The organism is Dokdonella sp., assembly GCF_019634775.1.
In the GTDB taxonomy this organism is placed as follows: domain Bacteria; phylum Pseudomonadota; class Gammaproteobacteria; order Xanthomonadales; family Rhodanobacteraceae; genus Dokdonella.
In genome coordinates, this window is record NZ_JAHCAS010000001.1 from 1,193,254 (window position 1) to 1,206,419 (window position 13,166).

Annotated in this window: 10 protein-coding genes; 5 read left to right on the plus strand and 5 right to left on the minus strand. The window is 67.1% G+C overall.

Annotation, left to right across the window (positions count from 1 at the left end; all coding sequences use genetic code 11):
- Positions 1 to 30: 30 nt before the first annotated feature.
- From KF907_RS05085 to KF907_RS05100, 4 genes are all read right to left on the minus strand, one after another.
- Complete coding sequence (locus KF907_RS05085) at positions 31 to 468, minus strand: hypothetical protein (protein WP_291218793.1); 438 nt, start codon at positions 466 to 468, stop codon at positions 31 to 33.
- Positions 469 to 669: 201 nt separating this feature from the next.
- Complete coding sequence (fusA, locus tag KF907_RS05090; RefSeq protein ID WP_291218795.1) at positions 670 to 2,811, minus strand: elongation factor G; 2,142 nt, start codon at positions 2,809 to 2,811, stop codon at positions 670 to 672.
- 426 nt (positions 2,812 to 3,237) lie between these two features.
- Complete coding sequence (locus tag KF907_RS05095) at positions 3,238 to 4,053, minus strand: hypothetical protein (protein WP_291218796.1); 816 nt, start codon at positions 4,051 to 4,053, stop codon at positions 3,238 to 3,240.
- Between the two features lie 584 nt (positions 4,054 to 4,637).
- Positions 4,638 to 5,402: a hypothetical protein gene (locus KF907_RS05100; RefSeq protein ID WP_291218797.1), complete on the minus strand. Its 765-nt coding sequence runs from the start codon at positions 5,400 to 5,402 to the stop codon at positions 4,638 to 4,640.
- Between the two features lie 121 nt (positions 5,403 to 5,523).
- Between KF907_RS05100 and KF907_RS05105 the strand changes: the two genes are divergently transcribed.
- From KF907_RS05105 to KF907_RS05120, 4 genes are all read left to right on the plus strand, one after another.
- Entirely contained in the window at positions 5,524 to 6,135 is a 612-nt protein-coding gene (locus KF907_RS05105; protein WP_291218798.1) for an RNA polymerase sigma factor, read from the plus strand.
- The gene (locus KF907_RS05110) at positions 6,132 to 6,797 is read left to right on the plus strand and encodes a zf-HC2 domain-containing protein (protein WP_291218799.1); all 666 of its coding nucleotides are present in this window, start codon (positions 6,132 to 6,134) and stop codon (positions 6,795 to 6,797) included. Before KF907_RS05105 ends, KF907_RS05110 begins: the two co-directional genes overlap by 4 nt.
- On the plus strand, positions 6,781 to 8,070 hold the full coding sequence (locus tag KF907_RS05115) for a S8 family peptidase (protein ID WP_291218800.1): 1,290 nt from the start codon (positions 6,781 to 6,783) through the stop codon (positions 8,068 to 8,070). The genes KF907_RS05110 and KF907_RS05115 overlap by 17 nt, the downstream gene beginning before the upstream one ends.
- A 153-nt stretch (positions 8,071 to 8,223) precedes the next feature.
- Positions 8,224 to 10,125 carry a S9 family peptidase gene (locus tag KF907_RS05120; protein ID WP_291218802.1) on the plus strand — a complete coding sequence of 634 codons (1,902 nt, stop codon included), beginning with the start codon at positions 8,224 to 8,226 and terminating at the stop codon, positions 10,123 to 10,125.
- Between the two features lie 168 nt (positions 10,126 to 10,293).
- Here KF907_RS05120 and KF907_RS05125 read toward each other — a convergent pair whose 3' ends face one another.
- Complete coding sequence (locus tag KF907_RS05125; RefSeq protein WP_291218804.1) at positions 10,294 to 12,270, minus strand: UvrD-helicase domain-containing protein; 1,977 nt, start codon at positions 12,268 to 12,270, stop codon at positions 10,294 to 10,296.
- Between the two features lie 147 nt (positions 12,271 to 12,417).
- On the opposite strand from KF907_RS05125, the gene KF907_RS05130 reads away from it, so the two are divergent.
- Positions 12,418 to 13,038, plus strand: coding sequence for a thymidine kinase (locus tag KF907_RS05130; protein ID WP_291218806.1), 621 nt, complete (start codon positions 12,418 to 12,420; stop codon positions 13,036 to 13,038).
- The last annotated feature ends 128 nt before the right edge of the window (positions 13,039 to 13,166 follow it).

Sequence of the window (13,166 nt, forward strand, 5' to 3'; positions counted from 1 at the left end):
TCCGGGGCCGCAGGGTGACCCCGGGGCGGTTCAACCGTCGAAGCCGTTGACGAACAAGGTGTCGGAGATGATCGTGATCGGACCGTTCATTGCCGCGTGGTTGCCGCAGTTGTAGTGCAGGCTGTCTGGCGCAGCCTGCGGCACGCTGAAGCTGATGACAGTCGAGCCGGTCGCGCCATTGTTGGTGACGCCGTCGTTGTAGAGGTTGGCCGAACCTGTCGTATTCATCGTGTTGATGTTGAACGGATGCGCCGCGCTCACGCCCTGCAGGGCGAAGGCATAGGTCTTGCCGCGTTCCAGGGTCAGTGGAGGATTGTCCGTGCCATCGATCCTCCAGGCACCGAAACCATTGTTGGTGACATTGAAGGTGACGTCGGCTCCGCCGGCCTGGGCGAGGCCGGCGACGCACAGTGTGGACGCCGCGGCGAGGCACAGCAGCGGATTCAGCAGGGATCTGAAGCTCGACACGGATGGTTCCTCCTTGGCAGGGATGCGCGGGGGTACGCCGGCGCATGGCCGACGTTGCAAGGACTGTGTGCCGCCAGGCCGCATCGCGGTTGCATCCCGACATTGGGAATCATGACGATGGCCGGTTCCCGGCGCCCTGCACGAACGAAAACGGCCGCTTGCGCGGCCGTTTTCGCGGGAGCATGGAGTGGCGAGGAAGGCTTACTTCGCCTCCTTCTCCATCAGTTTGTCGACGAGATTGGCCGGCACTTCCTCGTAGTGATCGAAGGTCATCGAGAAGTTGCCGCGACCGCTGGTGGCCGAGCGCAGGAAGTTGATGTAGCCGAACATCTCGGCGAGCGGCACGAAGCCCTTCACGAAAGCCTGCGGGCCGCGCTGGCCCTGCTCGCTGACCGAGCCGCGACGACGGTTCATGTCGCCGATGACATCGCCGAGATAGTCGGCTTCGGTCACCACCTCGAGGCTCATGATCGGCTCGAGCAGCTTCGGCTTCGACAGCTTCTGCGCTTCACGGAAGCAGGCGCGCCCGGCGATCTCGAAGGCGAGCGCCGAGGAGTCGACGTCGTGGTACTTGCCGTCGACCAGGCTGGCCTTGAAATCGACGACTTCGTAGCCGGCGATCTGGCCTTCACGTGCCTCGACCTGGATGGCGTGCTGCACCGCCGGGATGTACTCGCGCGGCACGCGGCCACCGACGACCTCGTCCACGAAGACCACGCCCGAACCCGGCTCGCCCGGCTCGAACACGATCTTCACCTCGGCGAACTGACCGGAACCGCCGGACTGCTTCTTGTGCGTATAGGTGTGCTCGACGCGGCCACCGAAGGCCTCGCGGAAGCTGACCTTGGGCTTGCCCATGTTCGCTTCGACACCGAGCTCGGTGCGCATGCGGTCGATGGTGATCTCCAGGTGCAGCTCGCCCATGCCCTTGAGCACGGTCTCGCCGGTTTCCTTGTCGACTTCGAGCTTGAGCGAGGGGTCGGCCTTGACCATCTTGTAGAGCGCAGTCGACATCTTGTCGATGTCGTTGCGCGACTTCGGCTCGACCGAGACGCTGATGACCGGGTCCGGGAAGCGCATGCGCTCGAGCAGCACCGGCGAGTTCGGGTCGGTCAGGGTGTCGCCGGTCTCGGTTTCCTTCAGCGAAACGAAGGCGCAGATGTCGCCGGCGCGCACTTCCTCGATTTCCTTGGTCGAATCGGCATGCACCTCGACGATGCGGCCGATGCGTTCCTTCTTGCCGCGGGTGACGTTCTGCAGGGTGTCGCCCTTCTTGATCACGCCCGAATAGACGCGGGTGAAGGTCAGCGTGCCGAACTGGTCGTTGATGACCTTGAACGCGAGCGCGCGCGCCGGCGCGTCATCGGTCACTTCCTGCACGCCGACGACGTTGCCGTCCTCGTCGACCATCGAGATGCCGCCGTTCTCGCCCGGATAGGGCATGTAGTCGATGACACCGTCGAGCAGATGCTGCACGCCCTTGTTGCGGTAGGACGAGCCGCAGAAGATCGGCACCAGCTTGCCGGCCACGCAACCCTTGCGGATGCAGGCCTTGAGCGTTTCCAGCGAGGGCGCCTCGCCGGTCGAGAGATAGGCTTCCATCACATCGTCATCCATCTCGACAGCGCCTTCGATCGTCGCTTCGCGCAGCGAGGCGAGGTTGGCGACCCATTCCTTGTCGGCAGCGGTGGTGAACTTCTGCACCTTCGGGTGGTTGGCGACCTGGTCGAGCGGGATCGTCTCCCACTTGCTGTCCTTGTCGTCGCCAAGCCAGATGTAGCCGCAGTTGGCGACGAGGTCGGCGATGCCGATGAAGTCGTCATGGCTGCCGAGCGGAACTTCGCAGATCACCGCATTGGCACCGAGGCGGTTGCGGATGCCATCGACGGCATTCTTGAAGTTCGCGCCGATGCGGTCCATCTTGTTGATGTAGCACATGCGCGGCACGTTGTACTGGTCGGCCAGGCGCCAGTTCGTCTCGGTCTGCGGTTCCACGCCGGCAACGCCGTCGAAGACGACGACCGCACCGTCGAGCACGCGCAGCGAGCGGTTCACCTCGATGGTGAAGTCGACGTGCCCCGGGGTGTCGATGACGTTGACCTGGTAGCCCTTCCATTCTGCCGAGACCGCGGCCGACTGGATCGTGATGCCGCGCTTGCGCTCCTGCTCCATGTAGTCGGTCGTGGTCGAACCCTTGCCGTCCTTGGTGTCGTGCACGTCGACGATCTGGTGCTTCTTGCCGGTGTAGTACAGGATGCGCTCGGTCGTGGTCGTCTTGCCCGCGTCGATGTGGGCAATGATCCCGATGTTGCGATAGAGCTTGAGCTCTTTCTGCCGTGCCATGTGACTTCTCTCAGCGTAGGTGAATCATTCCCGCGGGCCGGCGAGTCGAGCGCCGCCCCGCGTACGAGGTCGTGGTGTTGTCATTCGGTGCGCACACCGCATCACGCTGCTGCGCAGCGGCAGTGGGCGTCATGGGGGAGCCGGATTGGGGGAGCCGAGCCAGCCGTTCCGGGCGCCGATCCCGGTACGCGTTCAGGTTCCGCCGTTTTCGGCGCGCGGCATTTTACACGACATTGGTCTGGGAGGGGCGAGGGACTGGGGTCGGAGACCGGGGTGCAGGGATGAGGGGTGGGACGTGCGGGCTCGACAACCGGATTCGGTTGGCTCGGACAGGTGGTCCAGCCGGCTCCGGTAGCGCCATCTCATGCTTGTTCCAGTCGTCGATTCCCGCGCCCGCGCCCGTCGTCGCTATCCGGGCAGAGAGGCTCAGCGCTGGGTTGCAAGAGCGCCAGCGGCCAGATGGCCACGCAGCCATTGCGCATCCGCCGCCAGCGCCGGCACGCCCCAGATCAGCTCGACCAGTCCCACGACGACGAAAAAGGCATAGGCACCACCGACCAGGGCGCCAGCGCCCAGGAAACCTCCGCCGATGCCTGTCAGGGCGAAAACCAGCACCAGCAGGCCCACGCCGCGCTGCCCGACCGCGAACACCGGCAGGGTTGTGCCGCCGCCCGGGCGGCGCGCGAGGCGGTTGCGCAGCGCCAGGACGAAACCGGCGAATGCGCACAGCAGCGCACCGAGCCACAGCCCGTTCGCCGCCATGCTGCCGGTCAGCAGGTCGACCCCGCTGCGGCCGAGCCCCTGTGCGAACAGCACGCTCGCCGTGCCACCGGCGACGGCATCGACGCAGATGCCGAGGACCAGACTCGGGTGGCCGCTACGCGCGGGCAGGTTGCGCAGTCGCCCGCGCCGGACCGCCACGTGATGCCAGACATGCATGTCGTCGGCGGCGTCGCGGTAGCTGGCGGCGAGGCCATGGCGGCGCAAGCACCACTGGACGATGTCGACCAGCCAGCCGAGCCAGAAGCCGAGGAACAGCAGCAACGCCGCTTCCACTGCCGACCATCCGAACACGAAGAGGCCGGCAATTCCGATCACGCCGCTCGCCACCCATTCGATCCACTGGCTACGGCGCGCACGCAGGAAGGCCGCATCGCGTCGCGCGAGTGCGAGCGGTGCATGGGTTTCGAACCACGTCTGCTCAGGAGCATCGTCGGCGCCGGAAGGTTGATCGTTACGCATGTGCGGTGTTCCGCGGGGCTGGTGGACAGCGTCGATGATCGGCGCCTGCGAATCCAGTGCAGTCCCAGTCCGGCCCCATGCGGGCCGGCCTCCCTGCCAGATCAAGAATCCCGTATTGCGGAATGGATCAGGCCTTCCTTGGCCGTGCCGCTGGAATACCGGGCATGGGCCGTCGAGTCGGCCGATCTCGGCACCAGCGCGGCCAGCCCGGGGCATTTCGGGGTCATACCAGCCGATCTCGCCGGGTTCGTGGTGGCGCACCGGCGCACCGGGCACTTGGGCCGGCAGTTGTGCGCCGAGGCAGATGCCGAGCACCGGCTTGTCCCGCCACGGAGCCTGCCCGATCACGCGCGGTTCGGTGGGCGGGTGGGCGCGATGATCGATTCCTCGGCGCGCGGAGCACGACCAGGCCGCGGTGGCGGTCGATGCTCGGCAGGGCTCTCGGCTGGCGCTGGAAGTTGACGAACGTGACCCGGTGCCCCGGCGCCGGCGGATCAGCGGATCGAGCGTGCCGAGCGGTCCGGCGGCGACATGCTGGAGGACGAGGATGCGCGACATCGCAGGCGATGGCGTCTTGCCTGCGGTCAGAACGCCCAGCTCGCCGACACGGCCAGGCGCGTGCGTGGCGCGCCGTTGCCGAAGTAGTCGGCGCCGCGTCGGCTGGCGTGCACGACCAGGGCGTGCAGGTGAATATCGCCGTAGGCAAAACCGAGGCCGGCGCTGGCATACGCGTAGTCGCGCAGTTCGATTTGCGGCTGGCGGGCATAGTGGACACCGCGGATGTCGGCATGGCCGAGGCCGACATGGAGTGCGAAGCCGCTACCGAGCGGTTGGTGCCAGCCGGATTCGACCCAGGTCGCGCGTGCGCGCCGGTAGCGGCCCGGCGCCTCCACCACGGGCAGATCGGGCGCGTGGCTGGCGAGGAGCGACCAACGTCCGCGCCAGCCGAGGCCGATGCTGGCCTCGTCGTAGCGCAACTCGTCGTTCCACAGGTTCCACGGCGATTCGTAGTGGACGAGGCCGGCGCGCAGCAGCCAGTCCTCGCCGAATCGCCAGCGCCGATCGAGATCGAGGGTGAGCTGGGCGCCACGCGACTGCAACGGCGGGTGCTCGGTGACGGCGCCGAGGCCGAGCGTCCAGCGGCCATTGTCGACGCGCAAATCGCCAAACCAGCCCGGTCGGCCGTCGGTCAGGCTGCGACCGTGCAGGAGGCTGTCACTGCCCCAGCCGACGAGGCCGCTCCATTCCGCGCCGACAGCCGATGACGAAACCGCAGCGAGCATCAACGCGCGCAGGCCGGCCCCGGCGCGCTGTCGGACCCATGCCCTGCTTCCCGCTGTTGCGCCCATTGCTGCTCCGTGGCCGTCACCGGCGTATCGTCGGCGCCGCACCTTCCGGCGATTCGCCGGCAAACGCAACCTTCGTGCGCGCTGGCGGCACCCAGGATGATCCCGCAAGGCATGACGAGCGATGACGAGTCCAGAGCCGATCGAATCCCCGCTGGTCGCCGAGCACGGCGCCGACGATACCCGCGATTTCGCCTGGCTGGCTGCGGTTGCGCGTGGCGACCGTGTCGCCTTCGAGCGCTTGTACCTGCATCATCATCCGCGACTCGCTCGTTTCATCGTGCGCCAGAGCGGGCGTCACGATCTCGTCGACGAAATCGTCAACGAGGCATTCTGGATCGTCTGGAGCCAGGCGGCACGTTTCCGCGGCGAGTCGAAGCCGAGCACCTGGATCATCGGCATCGCCTGGCGCTGCCTGATGAAGAGCTTGCGTCGACCGGCCGCTTGGGCAGCCTCCGAGCGCGCCGAACGGGGGTTCGACGATGCCGTTGCCGACGTCACCGACGATGCCCGACGCGACCTGCGTGACTGGCTGCATGCCGGCCTCGCCCTCCTGCCGCCGGATCAGCGCGCGACGATCGAGCTCGCCTACTTCCTCGGTCAGTCCTGCGAGGAGATCGCGACGATCATGGAATGCCCGGTCGGTACGGTGAAGGCGCGCCTCTTCCATGCCCGCGTGCGCCTGCGCAACAACCTGCCGGTGCTTGCCGGCGACACGGTCGGGAGGGCGCCATGAACGACGACGGCATCGATGATCCCGGCCAGCGCCATCGCGAGGTCTGGCAACTGATCCCGTGGCTGGTCAACGGCACGGCAAGTGCCGCCGAGCGGCAGCGCGCGGCAGAGCATATCGCCGGCTGCGCCGATTGCCGCGACGAGGTGGCGTTGCAGGAACAAATCCGCGACGGCTTCGCTGCTGCCGGCATCGGCAGCACGCAAGCCGCGCAGACGGCCTTCGCCGGTCTCGCCGCGCGTCTCGACGAAGCGGCGTCGACGGAAGCCCCGCTCAATGTGCCGCAGCCAACCCCTGTGCGCGCTACGGCATGGACATACGCGCTCGCCGTCGCCGTCATCGTGCAGGCCATAGGGCTCGTCGTGCTCGCGGGGCAGCTTGCCGGGCGTCCCGAGCCGGCCGACTATCGCACCTACAGCGACGGCCAGACTGCGCCGGCGGGCGGGTCGATCCGTCTCGTGGTGGCGCCCGAACTCGGCATCGGCGCCCTGCAGTCCCTGCTCGCCGGGCGCGGCCTGCGCATCGTCGACACCCATGCCGAGCAGCCGATCTTCGCCCTCGCGCCGACAGGTCCGATCGACGTCGAACAAACGCTGGCGGCCTTGCGCGCGCACCCTGATGTACTCCTTGCCGAGCCGATCCTGGCCGATGACGATGCGCACTGACCTGTTCATGCAGTGCCTGCGAAGTTTGCTCGTGGTGGGTCTGGCGATCAGCGCGATGGTGCATGCACAGGTACCGGACTGGAGTAACGACGGCGCCGATGCGCGGCGCATCGTCGTCGCCGTCGCCGAGAAACCCGATCCCTCGTTCGGTGTCGGCGCCACGCCGCGAGGCTACGGCGGCATGCCGGCCTATGCAGGCAGCGAACGCGGCGCCGCGCTGGCTGCGCGTGTCGCCCGTGAACACGGCCTGCGCGAACTCACCGCCTGGTCGATTGAAAGCCTGCGCCTGCGCTGCGCGGTCTACGAACTGCCCGATGCCGCGCGCCGTGACGATGTCCTCGCGCGCCTCACCGCCGACCGCCGCGTGCGCATCGCCCAACCCCTGCAGACTTTCGAGACGTTCGGCGCAGCACGTGCGCCAGCGCGGCACTACGACGATCCCTACCTGCGCCTGCAGCACAACTTCAGCGCGCTCGACGGCAGGGGCGCGCAGCGCTGGACCCGCGGCGAGGGCATTCGCGTTGCCGTCATCGACACCGGCATCGACCTTGCCCACCCGGACCTGGCCGGGCGCATCGCGGAGCACCGCGACTTCGTCGACGCGGCGGCGGAAAATTTTCCGGCCGAGCGCCATGGCACCGGTGTCGTCGGCACGATCGCCGCGCTGGGCGACAACGGCTTCGGCATCGTCGGCATCGCCCCGGCCTCGCGCGTGTCCGCCTACCGCGCCTGCTGGAGCCTGCGCGCCGAACCCGAGCGCGCGCAGTGCAATTCGTTCACGCTTGCGCTCGCCCTCGGCGCAGCGATCGGCGCACGCGTCGAAATCATCAACCTCAGTCTTGGCGGTCCGCGCGACGCCCTGCTCGAACTGCTCGTTGCCGACGCGCTCGCGCGCGGCATCGTCGTCGTCGGTGCGGTGCCGCCATCCGGTTCGGTCGATGGCTTCCCGTTGGTGGTGGCCGGTGTGCTCGCCGTGGCCGCGGCCGAGGACCGCGCATCCTCCCAGGTGCGGCTCGCCGCGCCGGGCCGCGACATCCTCACCCTGCAACCGGGCGGCAGCGTCGACTACCGCTCGGGCAGTTCGCTTGCCACCGCCCAGGTGAGCGGCGTGGTTGCCCTGCTGCGCAGCCTGCGTCCACGCCTCGATGCCGCCGCCATCGACGGCCTGCTCTCGCGTTCGCGCAGCGATGACGGCATCATCAACGCCTGCCGCGCGCTGGCCGAACTGCGCGGCGCGGACGATTGCGCCCAGCCACAGGGAACCTCGCCATGACTTGTCGCTGGTGAGCGGCCACGGAAAGCTCTGCTTGGGATGAACTGATCAATCCCGTTCGGGATTGATCGGAGCATCCCTCGCGTCGCCGCCTCTTTCCTTCGAGGGATCCTAGTGATGGCTCATTCCCGACTCGCATCCTGCGCATCCGCCTTGACCTTGATCGTCGCCCTGGCCGGCTGCGGGCGCGCGCCCGAATCCACCGAGCCCGTCGCCAAGGCCGAGCCGACCTCCATCACGAGGCCGTCGAAGTCCTACGCGATCGAGGACTTCATCGACACCACCGGCGTCAGTGGTGCGTCGTTCTCGCCAGACGAAACCCAGATCCTGTTCTCGTCTAACCGGACCGGCGTGTGGAATGCCTACACGATGCCGGTCGGCGGCGGCGAGTGGACCCCGGTTACGCAATCGACCACCGACAACGTCAACGCGGTCGGCTGGTTCCCGGCCGATGCGCGCAAGCTCGTCACCCGCGACCAGGGTGGCAACGAGCTGAACCATCTCTACGTGATCGAGGCCGACGGCAGCGAGCGCGACCTCACGCCGGGTGACAGGCTCAAGGCCGTGTTTGCCGGATTCAACCATGCCGGTGATGCGTTCTACGTGCAGACGAACGAACGTGATCCCAAGTTCTTCGACCTCTACCGCTATTCGACCAGGGACTATGCGCGCGAGCGCCTGTTCGAGAACACCGAAGGCTGGGCGGTCGGCCCGCTGTCAGCGGACGAGCGCTGGCTCGCGCTGGCCAGGACGCGCACGACCAACGACAACGACCTGTATCTGCATGACCTGCAAACCAGGAATCGCCTGCATCTGAGCCCGCACGAAGGCGATGCGCGGTACTCGGCCGCGGATTTTTCCCCCGATTCGAAGCATCTGCTCTACCTCACCAACGAAGGTGGCGAGTTCACCGGCCTGCGTCGCTACGACATCGAATCCGGCGCGCATGCGCGCGTGCAGGACGAGCCCTGGGACATCGTCCATGCGGCGTATTCGCACGATGGCAAGTTCCGCGTAAGCGCGATCAACGACGACGGCAGCACGCGGGTCAGCATCGTCGAGGTGGCGAGTGGCGCCCCGGTTGCACTACCGGTATTGCCGTCCGGCGAGATCCGCGGGCTGGTGATCGCGCGTTCCGAACAGCGCATCGCCTTCTACGTCAACGGCGATCGCCAACCGAGCGAGCTGTACACGCTCGAACTCGGCCAGTCTGAGGCGAAGCGCCTGACCACATCATTGAGCGCGAAGCTCGACGCGGCCGACCTGGTCGATTCGAGCGTGGTGCGTTTCCGCAGCTTCGATGGCCTCGAGATTCCGAACATCTTGTGGAAGCCGCACCAGGCCACGGCCACCGCGAAGGTTCCGGCGCTGGTACTCGTGCACGGCGGACCCGGTGGCCAGACCACGCGCGCCTACAACGTGCTCGCGCAGTACCTCGCCAATCGCGGCTACGTCGTGCTCGGCATCAACAACCGCGGCAGCTCGGGCTACGGCAAGACCTTCTTCGCCGCCGACGATCGCAAGCATGGCCGCGAGCCGCTGTGGGATTGTGTCGAGGCGAAGAAGTACCTGCAGACGCTCGACTACGTCGACGCCGACCGTATCGGCATCATGGGTGGCAGCTATGGCGGTTACATGACACTCGCCGCGCTTGCTTTCCAGCCTGACGAGTTCAAGGTCGGTGTCGACATCTTCGGCGTCAGCAACTGGCTGCGCACGCTGGAGAGCATCCCACCGTACTGGGAAAGCATGCGCGAGGCGCTCTACCAGGAGATCGGCAATCCGGCGACCGAGCGCGACATGCTGATCGAGATTTCGCCGGTGTTCCACGCCGACAGGATCACCAGGCCGCTGATGGTGCTTCAGGGCAAGAACGATCCGCGCGTGATCCTTGCCGAATCCGACGACATCGTTGCCGCGGTGGAGAAGAACGGCGTGCCGGTCGAATACGTCGTGTTCGACGACGAGGGCCATGGTTTCACCAAGAAGAAGAACCAGATCGAGGGCTACGGCAGGATGCTGGCTTTTCTCGACGCCCATCTGAAACGGAACTGAGGCGCCGACCCGGGCGCCAGCGCGACGGGCGTTGCCTGACTTGAGCATCGCCGGCTCGTCCGCGCGCTGTCCGCCGCCGCGCCGCGTCTGCATGCGACGCTGACGTCGTTGCCGGATCAGTCAGGGCACCCCGGTCTGCCTGCCCCGGCCGAAATCAAGGACGGCCCCTCATTCGTTGAATAGTGCCGCGAGCTTGGCGAGGTTCGATGCGGCGACGTCCTTGCGGTGGGCTTCGTCCTGCTCGGCATCACGGCCCGACCAGTGCAGGTCGGCGGCTGGCAGTTCGCCGAGGAAGCGGCTCGGTTCGTTGGCGTGGATCTCGCCGAAGCGGCGCTTGCGCCGCGCAAAACTCACGACGAGGTGTTCCTTCGCGCGCGTGATGCCGACGTACATGAGCCGGCGTTCCTCGTCGAGGCGGCCTTCCTCGAGGCTGCCCTCGTGCGGCAGCGAGCCGTCCTCTGCGCCTACGATGAAGACGTGGCGGAATTCGAGGCCCTTGGCCGAGTGCAGGGTCATCAGGCGCACGGCGTTGCCGCCGTCGTCGCGGTCGCCATGCGCGAGCAGGGCAAGCTGGGCGGCGAGGTCGCCGATACCGGCACCCTTCTGCATGGCGCGGAACCATTCCGCCAGTTCGGCGAGGTTGCCAAGCCGGCGTTCGCGCAGGGCGGGGTCGGTGGCCTGCGCGGCGACGTGGGCGGCGTAGCCGGTGCGTTCGATCAATTCAGCGACGAGTTCGGCGGCCGGCAGGCGCTCGGCCTTCTGCACGATGCCGTTGACGAGACCGGCGAAACCGACCAGGGCGCCGGCGGGGCGCGCACCGAGCTGGTTCAACACGCCGTCGTGCTGCGCGGCGCGGAACAGCGAGAGGTGGCGCGCGCCGGCCAGTTCGCCGAGTTTCTCGAGCGTGGTCGCGCCGATCTCACGGCGCGGCACATTGACGATGCGCAGGAAGGCCGCGTCGTCGTCGGGATTGCTGACCAGGCGCAGATACGCCAGCAGGTCCTTGACCTCGGCGCGTTCGAGGAAGGCGGTGCCACCGGACAGGTGGTACGGAATGCGCGCCAGGCGCAAGGCCTTTTCCAGCGGGCGTGACTGGTGGTTGCCGCGGTAGAGCACGGCGAATTCGCTCCACGGCGCCTTGTGGCGTTCGCCGAGATGGGAGATCTCGGCGGCGACACGCTCGGCCTCGTGCTCGTCGTCGCGGCATTCGAGTACACGGATCGGTGGACCCTCGTTGCCTTCGCTCCACAGGCGCTTCTCGAACAGGTGGCTGTTGTTGGCGATCAACGCATTGGCCGCGCGCAGGATACGTCGTGCGCAACGGTAGTTCTGTTCGAGCTTGATGACCTTGAGCGATGGATAGTCGCGCGCGAGTTCGGCGAGGTTTTCCGGGTTGGCGCCGCGCCAGGCATAGATGCTCTGGTCATCGTCGCCGACCGCGGTGAACGCGCCGCGCGGACCGGCCAGGGCCTTCACCAGCCGGTATTGCCCGGAGTTGGTGTCCTGGTATTCGTCGAGCAACAGGTAGCGGATGCGCTCCTGCCAGATCGCGCGGACCTCGGCATCCTGTTCGAGGATCGCCAGCGGCAGGCGGATGAGATCGTCGAAGTCGACCGCGTTGAATGCGGCGAGGCGCCGCTGATACGCAGCATAGATCGCCGCCGCCTCACGTTCGCGCGCGCTCGTTGCACGCTCGCCGGCCTGCTCCGGGGTGAGGCCGTCGTTCTTCAGGCGTGACAGCAGCGACTGCAGGGCGAACAACGCATCGTTCTTGATGCCTTTCGGTGCGAGGTCCTTGATGATGCCCTGGCTGTCATCGGCATCGAGCACGGAAAAGCCGCGACGCAGTCCCGCACGCGCGTGTTCGATCTGCAGGAACTTGAGCCCCAGCGCATGGAAGGTGCAGACAGTCAGCTCCTCGGCCGTGGCCGCAGTGACCAGCCGAGCAACGCGCTCGCGCATCTCGCGTGCCGCCTTGTTGGTGAAGGTGATCGCGGCGATCTTCGCCGCCGGCAGGTTCCGCCGCTTGACCAGGTGCGCGATTTTTTCGGTGATCACCCGCGTCTTGCCCGACCCGGCACCGGCGAGCACGAGCAGGGGGCCGTCGCAGTAGTCGATGGCAGCGCGTTGTTGGGGGTTCAACATGAGCAGGAGGAAGCGGGGTGCAAGGAGGCGCCGCCGGTAAGCCGCGCGTGCCGGAATGATTCGGAAGCAAGGTCGCGATATGCGAGCATTCCATGATATCCCCTGGCGACCGGTTTTCGCGCCCTCGCCCCCAACCCGTGCTCCCCCATGGCCAAGCTCTATTTCTACTATTCGGCGATGAACGCCGGAAAGACCACGACGTTGCTGCAGAGCGCGTACAACTACCACGAGCGTGGCATGCGCACGCTGATCCTGACGCCGCGCCTGGACCATCGCGCCGGCGAGGGCGTGGTCGCCTCGCGCATCGGCTTGCGTGCCAACGCACGCGCCTTCGAGCGCGATGACGACCTGCTCGCGATCGTCGACGCCGACATCGCCGCGCGCGGTGCGCTCGACTGCGTCCTGGTCGACGAGGCGCAGTTCCTCTGCAAGGCCCAGGTCTGGCAACTCACCGACGTGGTCGACCGCCGGCGCATCCCGGTTCTGGCTTATGGCCTGCGTACGGACTTCCGTGGCGAGCTGTTCGAGGGCAGCCAGTATCTGCTCGCCTGGGCCGACCACCTCGACGAGATCAAGACGATCTGCCACAGCGGCAGCAAAGCGACGATGGTCGTGCGCGTCGACGAACACGGCCGCGCCGTCACCGATGGTCCACAGGTCGAGATCGGAGGCAACGAGCGCTACGTTTCAGTCAGCCGCGCCGAGTACAAGAAGATCGTCGCCGGCGAAGGCCGCATCGAGTTGCAGCAGCCGGTGTTGCCGTTGTGAGCATCGAGGAGCGCGCGCAGAGCCTGCCCCGGACTCGATCCGGGGGCGCGCTCCGGCGGCATTCCTTTCTGCAGGAGCGCCTTCGGGCGCGATGCTTTTCCGCCACCCGATCGCCCGTGAACCGGCTC